General features: G+C 68.7%; 12 protein-coding genes. 6 read left to right on the plus strand and 6 right to left on the minus strand.

What is annotated here, in order from left to right:
• Nucleotides 1-19 precede the first annotated feature (19 nt).
• Both OHU89_RS00325 and hisC read right to left on the minus strand, forming a co-directional pair.
• On the minus strand, nt 20-1,768 hold the full coding sequence (locus OHU89_RS00325; RefSeq protein ID WP_405638690.1) for an aldehyde dehydrogenase family protein: 1,749 nt from the start codon (nt 1,766-1,768) through the stop codon (nt 20-22).
• A 5-nt stretch (nt 1,769-1,773) separates the two neighbouring features.
• The gene (hisC, locus tag OHU89_RS00330; RefSeq protein ID WP_405638693.1) at nt 1,774-2,820 is read right to left on the minus strand and encodes a histidinol-phosphate transaminase; all 1,047 of its coding nucleotides are present in this window, start codon (nt 2,818-2,820) and stop codon (nt 1,774-1,776) included.
• A 343-nt stretch (nt 2,821-3,163) separates the two neighbouring features.
• Here hisC and OHU89_RS00335 point away from each other — a divergent pair, with 343 nt between their 5' ends.
• Together OHU89_RS00335 and OHU89_RS00340 are read left to right on the plus strand one after the other, a co-directional pair.
• Nucleotides 3,164-3,808, plus strand: coding sequence for a hypothetical protein (locus tag OHU89_RS00335; protein WP_405638695.1), 645 nt, complete (start codon nt 3,164-3,166; stop codon nt 3,806-3,808).
• Between the two features lie 184 nt (nt 3,809-3,992).
• Nucleotides 3,993-4,493, plus strand: coding sequence for a hypothetical protein (locus tag OHU89_RS00340; protein WP_405638697.1), 501 nt, complete (start codon nt 3,993-3,995; stop codon nt 4,491-4,493).
• 58 nt (nt 4,494-4,551) lie between these two features.
• Here OHU89_RS00340 and OHU89_RS00345 read toward each other — a convergent pair whose 3' ends face one another.
• Nucleotides 4,552-6,165 (minus strand): IS1634 family transposase, encoded by a 1,614-nt coding sequence (locus tag OHU89_RS00345; protein ID WP_405638699.1) that lies wholly within the window; start codon nt 6,163-6,165, stop codon nt 4,552-4,554.
• 235 nt (nt 6,166-6,400) lie between these two features.
• Entirely contained in the window at nt 6,401-6,829 is a 429-nt protein-coding gene (tnpA, locus tag OHU89_RS00350; protein WP_266898953.1) for an IS200/IS605 family transposase, read from the minus strand.
• Between the two features lie 11 nt (nt 6,830-6,840).
• Here tnpA (OHU89_RS00350) and OHU89_RS00355 point away from each other — a divergent pair, with 11 nt between their 5' ends.
• Entirely contained in the window at nt 6,841-8,010 is a 1,170-nt protein-coding gene (locus OHU89_RS00355) for an RNA-guided endonuclease InsQ/TnpB family protein (protein WP_405654224.1), read from the plus strand.
• Between the two features lie 86 nt (nt 8,011-8,096).
• Nucleotides 8,097-8,465, plus strand: a complete 369-nt coding sequence (tnpA, locus tag OHU89_RS00360) for an IS200/IS605 family transposase (RefSeq protein ID WP_405654227.1) — start codon at nt 8,097-8,099, stop codon at nt 8,463-8,465.
• Nucleotides 8,466-8,617: 152 nt separating this feature from the next.
• Here tnpA (OHU89_RS00360) and OHU89_RS00365 read toward each other — a convergent pair whose 3' ends face one another.
• The gene (locus OHU89_RS00365; RefSeq protein ID WP_405638701.1) at nt 8,618-10,183 is read right to left on the minus strand and encodes a long-chain-fatty-acid--CoA ligase; all 1,566 of its coding nucleotides are present in this window, start codon (nt 10,181-10,183) and stop codon (nt 8,618-8,620) included.
• A gap of 341 nt (nt 10,184-10,524) precedes the next feature.
• The gene (locus OHU89_RS00370; RefSeq protein WP_405638703.1) at nt 10,525-11,148 is read right to left on the minus strand and encodes a TetR/AcrR family transcriptional regulator; all 624 of its coding nucleotides are present in this window, start codon (nt 11,146-11,148) and stop codon (nt 10,525-10,527) included.
• Nucleotides 11,149-11,415: 267 nt separating this feature from the next.
• Here OHU89_RS00370 and OHU89_RS00375 point away from each other — a divergent pair, with 267 nt between their 5' ends.
• The gene (locus tag OHU89_RS00375; RefSeq protein ID WP_405638705.1) at nt 11,416-12,573 is read left to right on the plus strand and encodes a serine hydrolase domain-containing protein; all 1,158 of its coding nucleotides are present in this window, start codon (nt 11,416-11,418) and stop codon (nt 12,571-12,573) included.
• Nucleotides 12,574-12,649: 76 nt separating this feature from the next.
• A complete protein-coding gene (locus OHU89_RS00380) occupies nt 12,650-14,605 on the plus strand; it encodes a primary-amine oxidase (protein ID WP_405638707.1) in 1,956 nt (651 codons plus the stop codon).
• Nucleotides 14,606-14,607 lie beyond the last annotated feature (2 nt).

The following is a 14,607-nucleotide window of genomic DNA, read 5'->3' on the forward strand; positions in this document are numbered from 1 at the left end:
GGCGCCCGGGACACGACCCTCAGACGTCGAGCAGTGCGGTGGCGGAGCCGACGTCCGGCACGGGGACACGAGCCGGCTTCGCCATCAGGACCGGGGCCAGGACACCAGCCGGGGCCACCGGTTCCACATGGCGCCGGGACCGCACCACCCGGAACCGTCCCGTGACGAAGTGGGCACCCGCGGCGGGCAGGTCCGCGCCGGCCGAGGAGGGATCGGCGGGAAAGTCGTCCGCGAGGTTCTGCACCAGATGCACTCCGGCGTCCAGCGCCGCCGACTCGGCGACCGCCAGTACCAGCGGGTCGGTCGAGTGCACCGCGGCGTACGGCGCTCCGTGGCGCCCCACGGTGGAGCGGAACAGCGCAAGGCTGTGCGAGGTCGAGTCTGTGCCCACCAGGAACGAGACCGGACCCGGCCATTCCCTGGCGTAGATCCGCTCGTCCCGCGCTCCCAGCCGGACGAGCAGCGGGCTGCGCAGATCGGCGCCGGGATGGTCCGCATGGTGCAGGGGCCGGGACGCGGACAGCACCGCACCGTACTGGGCGGCCTGCGCCAGCGCGGCCCGCACCTCGTTGCCGGTGATCGCGCCCAGCAGCCTCGTCACACGTGCCGGATGCCCGAGCAGCCGGTCCACGGCCTCGCGGATGTCGGCGCCGAAATCCCTGAGGCTCCTGTGCCCCTCGTCGGTCACGATGCCCGTCGTCGGCACCAGGATGTTCTGCGGCGTGGTGCGGAACGTGCCGCTGCACAGGCACAGGGAACGGGCGAGGCCGCTCACCAGACCCCGGTAGTTCTCGGTGGAGTCGACGATCACGGTGTTCAGGCCGGTCCGGTTGGCGAACACGGTGGCCTGGCGGGCGTGTTGCTCCAGCCAGTCGGCGAACCGCGCCGAGCCTGTGAAGTCGACGATGCGCACCGCCGGGTCCGTGGCCAGCCGCCGGTGCAGCCGTTCCTCCGGTTCCGCCACCGCCAGGGTCACGATGTCCGGGGCGTGCCCGGCCTCCGCCAGCACCTGCCGCGCGACGCGAACAGTGATCGCCAGGGGCAGCACGGAGCGCGGATGCGGGGCCACGATCACGGGATTTCCGGTCACCAGGCTGGCGAACAGGCCCGGATAGCCGTTCCAGAGCGGATAGTCGGGGCAGCCGATGAGCAGCGACACTCCCCGGGGCACCAGGGTGCAGGTGCCCCGCATCGCCGGCGGTTGCCCACTGCGCCGGGGGCTCTCCCAACTCAGGTCCGCAGGGACGCGCGCCGACTCGGCGAAGGCATGGGCCACAGCCTCCAACGCGCGGTCCTGGGCGCGCGGCCCGGCGGCCCGGAACGCCGCCTCCGGCGGCTGGCCGGTGGTGTGGTGCACCGCGAGGGCCAGCTCATGACTGCGCGTGTTCAGTCGGCGCAGTATCTCCACGGCCAGCCCGGCACGTTGGTACGGCCCGGCGGCACGCCATCCGGCCGCCGCCCGCCCGGCCGCCGCCACCAGCGCCGCGGGGTCGCAGCGCGGGTAGCCGATGCCCATGCCGTACGTGCCTGTGCCGTACGGGGAGGACTCGGTGGTCACCCGGCCGAGTTCTCCGGGCTGGTCGAGGTCGAAAGGCCGTCCCAGCAGGGAGCCGAAGACCTTCCCCGCCGTTCGCGTCGACCTCATGCCCGCGTCGGCGGCATCCTGCCCGGTCGCCTCCGTGAAGGGCCGACGGCATTCACCGGCCGCGAGGGCCCGTACGGCCTCCTGCAGCAGCTCACGATGCCGCTCATAGGGACTGAGACGCATGGCCTTCAGCCTCTCCAGGCAGCGGCGAGCGCGAGCAGGGCGTCGTTCTCCTCCGGCAGACCGATGGTCACCCGGACTCCTTCACCGAGGAACGGACGGACGACGACCTTCCCGTCGAGGCAGTGCACGGCGAAGTCCGCGCTGTCGTCTCCGAGCGGCAGCCAGACGAAATTGGCCTGGGAGTGCGGCACTTCGAAACCGAGCGCGCGCAACCGCAGGGTGACGCGCGCCCGTTCGGCGACTGTGAGTGCCGCACGGCGGGCTGCCTCCGCGCGCTCCCCGACGGCGACGACGGCGGCCTCCTGGGCAAGCGCGCTGACGCTGAACGGCACTTGGGTCCTGCGTACATGGGCGGTGAGCTCCGGCGGCGCCACGCAGTAGCCGACGCGCAGTCCCGCCAGGCCGTACGCCTTGGAGAAGGTCCGCAGCACCGCCACGTTCGGCCGGTCGCCGAGCAGGGCGAGGGCGTCGGGGACCAGGGCCGGATCGGCGTACTCCCGGTAGGCCTCGTCGACGACGATCAGCACGTCGTCCGGAACCCGGTCCGCGAAGTCACTGAGCGCGCGCTCGCCGACCGCGGTGGAGGTGGGGTTGTTGGGGTTGCAGACGAAGACCAGCCGGGTCCGGCCGGTGATCGCCGTGGCCATGGCGTCGAGGTCCAGCGCGTGGTCCCGCAACGGAACCCGCACCGCCGTACCGCCGGCGACCGCCGTGAGGATGGGGTACGCCTCGAAGGACCGCCAGCCGAAGACGACCTCGTCGCCAGGGTCGACGACCGAGTGCAGCAGCTGTCCGCAGACCTCGGAGGAGCCGGCGCCCACCGCGATCCGCTCCGGCTCGACACCGTGGTGCGCGGCCAGGACCTGGACGAGTGAAGTGGCGCTCATGTCGGGGTACCGCGACACGCCCGCGGCCAGCTCCGAGAGCGTTCCGGCAACCCCGGGCAGCAGCCCGTAAGGGGATTCGTTGCTGGCCAGCACGACCGCACCGGGCAGCTTGCGGCCAGGGACGTAGGGGGGCAACTGCGCCAAGGACGAACGGACACTCACCATGCTCGACTCGCTTCTGAAGCGGTGACGTCCCGAGGCCGTACCTCGGGGCACTTGACAGGGAAAGCGTGAAGAGCGAACGACAAATGCTCAACGGTTTGGAGAATTCGGCGACGAATCGCCGAAATCATGTCGATTGCCTGGCAATCAATCTCTCGCCCAGCCCATCCGGGTCCCTGCCACGAGACGGACGGCTCGGAAGCCGCCGGACACCAGCGGCTTCCGTTGGTCACAGGTCGGACACATGAGGTTCCCGGGCCCCCGGTTGCCGGCACGGTCCGCGAAGACTGCTCCCCGCACAATCCGCGAGGTGCCCACGCCTCGCCCGCTCCGATCGAGGGAGACCATGTCCACAACCCACGTCGCACACGGGTCGTTGATCTCGTTGGCGGCGTCGCTCGCCCTGCTGACGGCCGGCTGTTCGGGAACGGCCGACGGCGCGGAGGCCGGTGGCTGCCGCGAGAACGGCGGCTGGTCGGCGAGGGACGAGGCGCGGTGGCTGCGCCCCAGTGTGTCGTTCCCTGCGGCCACGGCCGATGGGAGCGCTGCTGATGAGGCCGCGGCCGTCGTGATCCGTCCGAGCGACACGGACGACGGCGGGCCGCTGTGCGAACCGGTCACCGTGCAGGTCGAGTTCTGGGAGCTCACCGCCACGGCATCGGGGACGGACATGACGTCCGCGCTGCGCTACCAGCTGGCCACCGACGGAACCGAGGACCGGGGCATCGGCTTCCCTCCCGGCCTTTCCGCCGGGGAACGCGGCGCCTGTACCGGCGTCCTCATGGCGGCGTACGCGGGTGCGCGCCTGTCCGAGACCGAACTGCCCGAGGAGATCGGCCGCTCGGCCTCCACCGGGAGCGAGGATGTGCGGTTCAGAACCGACCGGATCGGCATGTACAGGCTGCTCCCGCCGTCGGATCCGGAAGCGTGCGACGCGGACGGAGAGCCCACGACCGCCCCGCCGATGCCATGGGGCAGCAACCATCCGTGACCGGCGCATGGTGAGCCAGGACGAAAACGGGGAAGCGCCCTGGAAGCCGTGTGGGGACGGCCGGGGGGCGGCCCAGGCGGGCCGCGGCCACCGGCCGTCCCCACATGCCCTGGCGATGTTGATTCCACTCATCGTGGTGCCCACAGTCGAACCGTCTCCACAGCACGATGATCCGTAGCAGGACGTGGCGCAGCCAGCCTTCGGTCAGGGCGGCGACGAGAACCACTGCGACGGCGCTTCCGACGAAGCCGAAGAACTGCCGGTAGGAGGGGAATCCGCCGACCATGGCCGCGTGGCTTGCGCCAGGATCGTCTTCTTCGGCGAACGCGGTACGCATGGGGTGGCTGTCGCCCTCACGCCTGGCTCGCTGCCAGGCGAAGAACCAGCGTGCGAGCACGTAGAGGACAACGTTCCCAGGAAGATCCACAACTCGGTGGCAATGCCGGGCAGTGGGCGCGCCAGTGTCATGGGCACCGCATTCGCCGGGCTCAAGGGAGTAGACGGTTCCGCGTTCGCGCCGGCGTCGACGGCGGCACCGCGCAGGCCTGAACGTACGCCGCAGACCGGGCCGGAGGTTTGCCTCTGCGGCCCGATGCCCCTCTACAGTGAAGACAAGGGGATGACCATGGATACGAACCCCGCCGCGACGCGTTCTATCGGATCGCCGACCCAGGCCAGCAGCTGACGCGCTTCGAGGAACTGCGTTCAGCATGATCTAGCCCCGGACTTCGCGGTTCACCGTTTCAGGTCTGCGGCCAGCGGGTTTGTCCGATGTCGGTGTCGAGGAGGTCGAGAAGGTGGAGTTGGACGCCGCGGGTGATCTGGACGGTGGGCGGGTCGGTGACGTTGCCGATCCGCAGGGTGAGTTCGCCGAGGTGGTAGAAGATCATGCGGCCGGTGGGGCGGACGCGGCGGTTGTCGGGGTAGAGGCCGCTCATGGTCTGCTCGGGGCCGAGTGCCCGTCTGACCTGCCGCTCGATCAGGCAGAAGACCAGCAGGGCCAGGCAGATGACCTGAATCAGGGCGGCGACGCGCCGGTTGTGCTGCACGAAGACTGGCGCGACCGCGAGCGGGCCCTTGAAGTCGTGGTATCTGCGCTCGACCGCCCCCTGGCCCTTGTAGTGGATCAGGGCCTGTCCAGCGTCCGCCTGGTCGGCGGGGACGGACGTCAGCAGTGCGTACCAGCCGTCGACAGCAGCTTCGGCCTTCAGCACGTCGGTGTCGAAGTGCCAGGCCAGGACCGGGGTGCCGTCCTCGTTATCGGTGACGGCCCAGCGCAGACAGGAGGTGACACGGCGCTTGGCGGCGATGACACCGATCCGGGCGACGATCTTCTCCCGGGTCTTGTAGTGGCGTCCGCCGGCTGCGGTGGTGAGCTTGTTCAGGTCCTGGGCGGCCTTGGCCAGGCGTCTGTCCCGGGCGGCTTGCTGGCCGGCGGCGTTCGCGGTGGAGTGGACCAGGATCCGTCGCACGGTGAGGTGAGGATCGCTCTTGCGGGGCCCGGTCAGGGTGTGGGTGTCCTCCAGCACGCGGTAGGTCTCACGCCGCTCGGTGGGCTTGCCCGCCTCCCGGTCCGGCGTCCAGTCCACGACGGTGGCCTGCGCGAGATCCAGAGCGGCATAGACCTCGTCCTTGACCTGCACGGCCGGGGCCGGGGCGATGAACTCAACCCCGGCCGCCAGCAGGGCACCGACGTTGGAGTAGGACACCAGCTTGGAGTCGGCGACCATCAGGAAGCCGCGCTCACCGGCCATGGCCCGCAGGTCCTTCATCGCGCCGACGACCTGGCTGACCTCGGCCGCACCACCGCCGAAGACCCGGGCATGGAGCGGGATGCCGCCGTCGGCCGACACCGCGAGTCCGGCCTGGACCTGCTTCAGATCGAAGCGCCGGTCCTTGGGATGCCCGTAGCCGATGACGGGGAAGTCCTCGTCCTGACCCTCAACCGGGAAGGCCCCGTGCACGGACATGCTGGTCATGTCCCAGTGCATCCGGGCCACATCGATCCCGAACTCACCGATCGCCCGTGCCCCGACCGTGCCCGCGATGTGCTCCAGGTGCGGAGCGATCGCATCCAGCGCCCGGGCCAGACGATCATCGTTGAGCAGACCGGGCTCGATCCCGAAGACCTCTTCCACCGCCCAGCACCTGGCCCAGTCCTCCACCCGCACCAGCGGCGCGGGCGAAGTCAGCCGGTTGGCCACCAACGCCTCGATCACCTGCCCGTGCGTCACCAGCGCACTCGCGCCACCAGGACATACCTCGTCGACGATCCCGGCGACATCCAGCCGGCGCAGAAACTCGGCAGCGACAGGCAGAGCGCCCAGACGCTTCTCCACCACGGACGTCACCGCCACTTCAAGACGCTGACGCTGACGGACAGACCGTGGCCGCGGGGACCGGGAAGTCATCGACACACCCGGCCTAACGCCGCCACCCCGGCCCGGGACACCCCCGGGCCGGTCACACCATACGAATCAGCGACCCGCGAAATACGGGACTAGCGAGGAACCCCGGGCGTTCACGCCCGGGAGGAATCGCTTCTCTCGGCTGCTCTGACCCGCGCGGGCGCACGGGTCTGCACTGTTGACCTCAGTCAGGACGCTTCTGGTTCGCGATGTACTCCTTCACCAGGGCGAGCGGTGCGCCGCCGCATGATGCGGCGAAGTAGGACGGAGACCAGAAGTGCTCGCCCCACAGGTACCGGCGGATGTGGCCGGGGAACTCCTGGCGCAAGCGGCGGGCGGAGACGCCCTTGAGGCTGCCGACGAGTCGGGAGATGGCGACCTTCGGTGGGTAATGCACCAGCAGGTGTACGTGATCGCGCTCGCCGTTGAACTCGCGCAGGTCCGCGCCGAAGTCCGCGCACACATCCCGCATGACCTCTTCGCAGCGCTTGAGGATGTCGTCGGTGAACGGTCCGCGCCGGTACTTGGGGGTGAAGACCAAGTGCGCATGAAGGGTGTAGACGACGCTACGGCCCCTGCGGATATCGGGGTTTGGTTCCCATCGAGGTGACATAGAGCAATGCTATATTCGTTCCCGTGAAGATCGTCGTGCAGGTGAAACTCGTGCCGGATGCCATCCAGGCGTCGGTACTCGAGTCGACCCTGCGCACGGTCAACGACGCCGCGAACTGGGTGTCGGAGGTGGCGTTCGAGCACGGTGTTCCGCGTGAGTACGAGTTGCGCAAGCACACCTACGCCGAACTCAAGGCCCGGGGCTTCGGGGCGCAGGCCGCGCAGCACACCATCAAGAAGGTGCGCGACGCCTACACCACACTCAAGGCCAACGTTCGGGCCGGGAATCTTGGGAAGGAAGGCTCCAAGCGCCGCCGTAAGGCGGAGTCCAAGCCGATCGTCTTCCGGCCCGAGGCCGCCCAGGCGTACGACGACCGGTGCCTTTCCTGGCAGTACGACCAGCAGACCGTGTCCATCTGGACCACTTCCGGACGGCTCAAGAGCGTCCGCTTTGTCTGCTCCGCCGACGCGCTCAAGACGCTCCGGGCGCACCGGCAGGGAGAGTCCGACCTCATCGAGCGTGACGGCGTCTTCTACCTGATCGCCACCTGCGAGGTACCCGAGGCCGAGCAGTACGGGCCGGACGGCTTCATCGGCGTGGACCTCGGCATCGCCAACATCGCCACCACGTCCACCGGCTACCTCGCCGCCGGGCGGGGGCTGGGCAGGTACCGCAAGCGACAGCTTGTCCTGCGTGCCAAGCTCCAGAAGAAGCGCACCAAGAGCGCCCAGCGGCGACTCAAGGCCCGTGCCCGCAAAGAGGCGCGGCACGTCGCCAACCAGAACCACATCATCTCCAAGACGATCGTGACCGAGGCTGAACGCACCGGGCGCGGCCTGTCCCTCGAAGAACTCAAGGGCATCCGCTCCCGGGTACGGCTCCGCAAGCCCCAACGGGTCGCACTCCACTCCTGGGCGTTCGCCCAGCTCGCAGACTTCATCGTCTACAAGGCCAAGCGGGCAGGCGTGCCCCTGGTCTTCGTCGATCCCGCGTACACGTCGCAGACATGCGCCGAGTGCGGCCACGTCGACAAACGCAACCGTGTCGACCAGGGGCTTTTCATCTGCCGGGGGTGCGGGGTCGTTGTCCACGCCGACCGGAATGCTTCCCACAACATCGCCGCGCGTGGCGAGAGCGTGTGGAACGCGGGGCGTGAGTCACGCGTCCCTGCCACCCGATAGGGGTGTCTGGACGGAGGAGTCCAACCCGGCAGCCAGCCGGGCACTACCTCCAAGCCCGGTCCTTCAGGGCCGGGTCAAGTTGACAGCTGCACGTCCACTTGGTCTTGGTCACCAAGTTCCGGCACGAGGTGTTCGCCGAGGCCCACTTGAGGCGTATGGAAGAGATCATGCGGTCGGTGTGTACGGACTTCGAATGCGAGCTGATGGATTTCAACGGCGAGGACAACCACGTCCACCTGCTGGTGAACTTCCCGCCCAAGATCGCCGTGACCAAACTGGTCAACTCCCTCAAGGGCCTCTCCTCCCGCCGCCTGCGCCAGGAGTTCCCCGACCTGATACGCCACTACTGGAGGGCCAACAAGCTGTGGTCCGGCTCCTACTTCGCCGGAACCGTCGGCGGCGCCCCGCTCAGCGTGGTCAGGCAGTACATCGAACAGCAGAACCGGCCCGTGTGAGCACCGTCCGGCTCCGCCGGACCTGAATCCGCGACGCTCCGCGTCGCCGCCATCGGCCGGCCGGCAGTCCGGTCGCCACGGGGGAACGTCGGCGGCACTTGACCGTTGGCCGGGTCAGATCGTCGGCCCGAATGCGACAATGTCCAGGGTGCTCAGGCGAGTCCGCGTTTGAGGATCTTGCCGGTGGGCGTCAGGGGCAGCGCGTCGACGAACTGGACGATGCGCGGGTACTTGTACGCGGCGAGGCGCTCCTTCGCCCAGGCGCCGAGCTCCTCCTCACTCGTGCCGCTCCCGGCGTTCTTCACCACGACGGCCTTGACCTCCTGGCCGTGGGAGTCGTGCGGTACGCCGATGACGGCGACGAGCGAGACGGCGGGGTGCTCCATGAGCACTTCCTCGATCTCGCGCGGGTAGACGTTGAAGCCGCCGCGGATGATCATGTCCTTGGACCGGTCGACGATGTAGTAAAAGCCGTCCTCGTCCTTGCGGGCAAGGTCGCCGGAGCGGAACCAGCCCTCCGAGATCGCCTCGGCCGTCGCCTCGGGGCGTTTGTAGTAGCCCTTCATGACGTTGTGCCCCTTGATCGCGATCTCCCCGATCTCGTCGGGGCCGCCTGTGACCTCGGTCCAGTCGTCGCGGATCAGCTTCATCTCCACGCCCGGAATGGGCACGCCGACCGATCCGACGCGGGGCTCCTCCCCGAACCGGGAGAAGGAGGCGATCGGAGAGGTCTCGGACAGCCCGTATCCCTCGAGGATCGTCACGCCGAAGCGGTCCTCGAACTGCTTGTGGATCTCGCCGGGCAGGGCTGAGCCACCGGCCGCCGCCACGCGAAGGTTCGCGGCCAGGCGGGCGACGTCGACCGTGTCGTCGAGCGCGGCGAGCAGGCCCCAGTACATCGTCGGAACGCCGGCGAAGAACGTCACGTCATGGTCGAGCATGAGACGCAGGGTCGCCGGTGCCTCGAACCTCGGCTGCATCACGATGGTGCCGCCGAAGGCGAGGGCGCCGTTCTGGATGACGGTCTGGCCGAAGGCGTGGAACAGCGGCAACGCGCACAGGTAGGTGTCGGGACGCTCGGGATCCGCGACGAACAGGTCGGTGCCGGCGAGTGCGTTGTCGTACACGTTGCGGTGCCGCAGCTCCGCGCCCTTGGGCCGGCCGGTCGTGCCGGAGGTGTAGAGGATCACCGCGGTGTCGTCCTCGTCGCGCTGGACCGTCCGGAACGTCACCGGCTGTTCGGTGACGACCGAGGCGTACGACTCCGGCGTGCCGTCCCCGGCCCACGACGCGTCGCCGTTCTCGATCAGGAAGAACTCGCTGCAGCCCTCGGTGGCCTGGAATCCCTCCCACGCGGTCTGCCCGATCGGCAGCTCCGGCGTGCCCGAGAAGGCGAAGTACGCCTTCGCATCGGAGTCGGTGAGGTGGTAGGCGACCTCGCGGGCCTTCAGCAGCACGTTCAGCGGCACGACCGCGGCTCCGGCCTTGAGGATGCCGAAGTAGATGCTGGTGAAGTGGGGCAGGTTGGGGCAGGACAGTGCGACGTTGTCACCCGGCTGAATGCCGCGCGAGACGAGCAGGTTCGCGACCCGGTTGGCCGCGGCGTCGAGGGCGGCGTAGGTGATGCGGTCGTCACCGAAGACGATCGCGGTGCGCTGCGGATAGCGGGACACGGAATCCGTCAGTACGCGTGACAAGTTGCGGGTCGGGCTGATCATCGTCGTTCTCCTGGTTCTCGAGTTGGTAGGTCACGTCTGGACGAAGCCCGGAGGCGGCACGAAGCCGTCGACTTCCCGGCCCGGCAGCGCGGCGAACTCGATGGTGGTGAGATCACCCCAGCTCGGGCCCATGCCTGCCAGACCGATGGGCAGTGCGGCACCGTCTCGGCTCCGTGGTGGCGGACATCGCCCAAGTGCTGCTGCTTGCCAGCCTGTTCGCCGCTGCCCTGTCCTTCCACGACGTACTGGCTCGCTACGGCCACTCCCTGGGACCTCGGGCCTGCTTCCGCCTGATCGCCTTGCCCCGCGACCGATGCCGTCTACGGCGTGCACGGCGGCCCTCAGCCGTGAGAGCCCGGCGTATCACGCGCTGCCGGACGCTCCAGAAGCCGGAGCGAGAATTCGAGCGCACGATCGACCCGCGGCCGGTCCCCGGACACGAGGAGGTCGAGCTGGAGGCCCCTGACCTGGGCGAGCAGGAGCGTGGCGAGTGCGGAGGCGTCCTCGGACGGCCAGCCGTCCTGCATGAGCCTTTCGATGAGAATGTCCAGCCAGTCGCCGACAAGCGACCGCGCCGAGCCACGGTCGTCTTCCGGCTTCCAGCCGTTGTACCCGACCATTTCGAACAGGAGCAGGAATTGACGCTGCTCCCGGGGCTCGCACAGCCGCGGCCACAGGGCCGTCACCAGCTCTACTGCCGACTTGGCCGCGCGCAGCTCCTCGTCGCCGGTCAGCCGGTCGGCGAGGTCGGTGCGGATCTTGTCCACGACGCTCATGATCAGCTCCTCCTTCGAGGAGAAGTGCCGCAGCAGCGTCGCGTGGGTGACTCCGAGTGCCTGGGCCAGCGGGCGCAGGGACAGGTCGGTGACGCCGTGGGCCAGGACGTATTCAGTCACCGCCGCCAGTAGCTCCGGTCTCCGGTGCTGGAAGCGCAGTGTTCGCCCGTCGACCCGTTCCGTACTCATCGCCACCGATCCTCACTCCACGCCTAGGGGACATTAAGCGTACCAAGTGGTTGTCCTAACCGAATGGTACTGCTACTTTTTCGCTCATCGGACCTGCTCGAATCCGCTATCCACGCAAGCCCCGAAGCCGGGCCGGCCACGGTCGCGCAACAGGCTCGACAGACACGGCACACCCGGGCAGTCCGCTCAGCCGGCGCTGAGCCCACTCCCCCGATGAAGCGGGCAATGGTGAGCGCCGATCTCCTCCTCATCGATCGAAGGACGACCATGACCGATCACAAGCGCCAGACCCTGGCCGATCTCAACCTCTTCACCGGGGCGCCGCAGCACGAGAACTTCTCCCGGGTGAAGGACCTGCTCGACACCCGCGAGATGGCTTCTTCGCCCAAGCCCCACGCTTGGCCGCAGGGTGTTCCGATCGCCCTGCCCGAGACCTACGAGTTCGACGGCACCGTGCGATCGGCCGAGGAGTTCATGGCCGACACCGACACGGCGGCATTGCTCGTCCTCATCGATGGCGTCACCCGGTACGAGCGCTACGCCCTGACCGGCGGACCGGACGTCCAGTGGCTGTCGATGTCGGTGGCCAAGAGCTTCCTCTCGGCGCTCATCGGGATCGCGGTCGCTGAAAGACACATCGGGAGCATCGACGAGCCGATCAGCTCCTACGTGCCGGTGCAACCCGGTTCCGCGTACGACGGCGTATCCATCAAGAACGTGCTGCGGATGTCCTCGGGCGCCCGCTGGAACGAGGACTACAACGACCCGACCTCGGACGTCTGCCTGCTCACCATGGCCGCGCTGGGCATCGGCGGAACGCTCGACGACTTCGTCGCCACCATGGTCCGCGAGAGCGAGCCAGGCACCCTCTGTCGCTACAACTCGGGCGAGACACAGGTGCTGGGAGCGCTCGTGGCACGGGCCACCGGACGTTCGGTCGCGGACTACATGCGGGAGAAGCTGGGCGAGCCCCTCGGTATGGCCGAGCCCGGCTACTGGATCGTGGACCCCGCCGGCACGGAGCTGTCCTTCGCCGGCCTCAACCTGACCGCCCGCGACTACGCGCGGCTCGGCGAGCTCTACCGCAACGGTGGCGTATGGCAGGGCCGGCAGATCATCCCGGCGGACTGGGTGCGCGACTCCGTGACCGTCGCCGCCCCTCACCTGGAGCCCGGCCGTCCCCTGGTCGGCGGGCACCACTTCGACCTGGGCTATGGCTACCAGTGGTGGATCCCGGCCGGGGACCGCGGCGAGTTCAGCGCGATCGGCGTCTACAACCAGTTCGTCTACGTCGACCCGGCCAGCAACACGACCATCGTGAAGCTGTCCGCCAACCGCAGATACGGGACGTCCAGCGAGGAGTCCACCAACCGCGAGATGGAAACAGTCGCCTTCCTGCGGGCGATCGCCCAGCACGACCACTGAACCAGCGGCCACGCAGCCGCCCGGACCGACGACAAGCGACGTGTCCGTATCAACGAACTCTCACGAAGGAAGCGCCATGACCCACGCCACCGCCTCGACTGAGCGGACGGGCACGTCCCCCTCGGCCACCCACCCCCTGTCACTCCTCGCAGCCGAGGAAATCGACGCCGCGCGGCTGGCCGCCCAGCAGGCCGGACTGACGACGGAGACCACCCGGTTCGTGTACGTCGGGCTGGAGGAGGCGCCCAAGCACGAGGTCCTCGCCCACCGCGACGGCGACGCCGTACGACGCCGGGTGAACATGATCCTCATCGACCGCGAGACTGGGGTCGCCACCGTCGCCGTAGCCGATGTCACCAGCGGCGAGGGCGGCGAGATCGTCGAGTCGAGGACCGTGGACGCGGCGGGCGAGGGGCAAGCCCCCATCCTCGACGAGGAGTTCGACGACATCGAGGCCATCCTGCTGCGCAGCGAGGAGTGGCTGAGCGCCCTCGGCAAGCGGGGCATAGACCCGGAGAAGGTGCGTGCCGTCCCGCTCTCGGCCGGGAACTTCGGCCACGAGGACGAGACGGGTCGACGGGTCTGCCGCGTGCTGGCGTTCCTCCAGCTCGACGAGGCCGACCTGCCGTGGGCCCACCCCATCGACGGCGTGTGCGCCTACGTGGACCTGACGGCCGGCGAGGTCTTCGAGGTGGTCGACAGCGCCGAACTCGCGGTGCCGATGGAGCGCGGCGAGTGGGACGCAGGGCCGCATGCGTCGCCGATGCGGACCGACCTCAAGGCCCTGGAGATCATCCAGCCCGACGGCCCGAGCTTCACCGTGGACGGCAATTTGATCAGCTGGGCAGACTGGTCGTTCCGCTTCACCTTCGATGTCCGTGAAGGACTCGTGCTGCACCAGCTCGGCTTCCGCGACGGCGGTGAGGTGCGACCCGTCGTCTATCGGGCGTCCATCCCCGAGATGGTCGTCCCGTACGGTGACCCCTCCCCCGCCCGCTACTGGATCAACTACTTCGACCAGGGCGAGTACATGTTCGGCCGCTACACCAACTCCCTGGAGCTGGGCTGCGACTGTCTCGGAGAGATCACGTACTTCGACGCCACGATCAGCGACGAGAAGGGCCGCCCCCGCATCGTCAAGAACGCGATCTGTCTGCACGAGGAGGACTACGGCGTGCTGTGGAAGCACACCGACCTCTTCAACGGCATGACCGAGACCCGCCGTTCACGGCGCCTGGTCATCTCCTTCTTCCTCACCATCGGCAACTACGACTACGGCTTCTACTGGTACCTCTACCTCGACGGCACCATCGAACTGCAGGCCAAAGCGACCGGCATCGTCTTCACCTCCGCCTACACCGGCCCGGACGGCTTCGCCACCCAGATGGCTCCCGGTCTGGGCGCCCCCTTCCACCAGCACCTGTTCTGTGCCCGCCTCGACCTGGCGGTCGACGGCCACCGCAACGCCGTCGACGAACTCGACGCCGTGGCCGTCCCGGTCAGCGACACCAACCCCCACGGCAACGCTTTCCGACAGGCCCGCACCCGGCTCACCTCGGAACTCGACGCCCGCCGCACGGCGGACAACCTTCGCTCGCGTACGTGGCTGGTCAGCAACCCCGACAAGCAGAACCGCCTGGGCGAGGACGTGGCCTACGCCCTCCACCCGGAGGGACAGCCGACCCTGCTGGCCGACCCGTCCAGCGTGATCGCCAAGCGCGGCGCCTTCGCCACTCGCCACCTGTGGGCTACGCAGTACGACCCCGCTCAGAAGTGGCCCGCCGGCGAGATCGTCAACCAGAGCCCCGGCGGTGACGGCCTGGAGTCGTTCGTCGCCGGTGACCGCCCGCTGGACGGCGAGGACGTGGTCCTGTGGCACACCTTCGGCCTCACCCACTTCCCACGCCCGGAGGACTGGCCGGTCATGCCCGTCGACTACACCGGCTTCAAGCTCAAGCCCGTCGGCTTCTTCGACCGCAATCCCGCACTCGACGCACCGCGCGGCACGACGTCGCACTGCCACGGATCGTAAGA

Source organism: Streptomyces sp. NBC_00019 (assembly GCF_045041015.1).
Classification (GTDB): domain Bacteria; phylum Actinomycetota; class Actinomycetes; order Streptomycetales; family Streptomycetaceae; genus Streptomyces.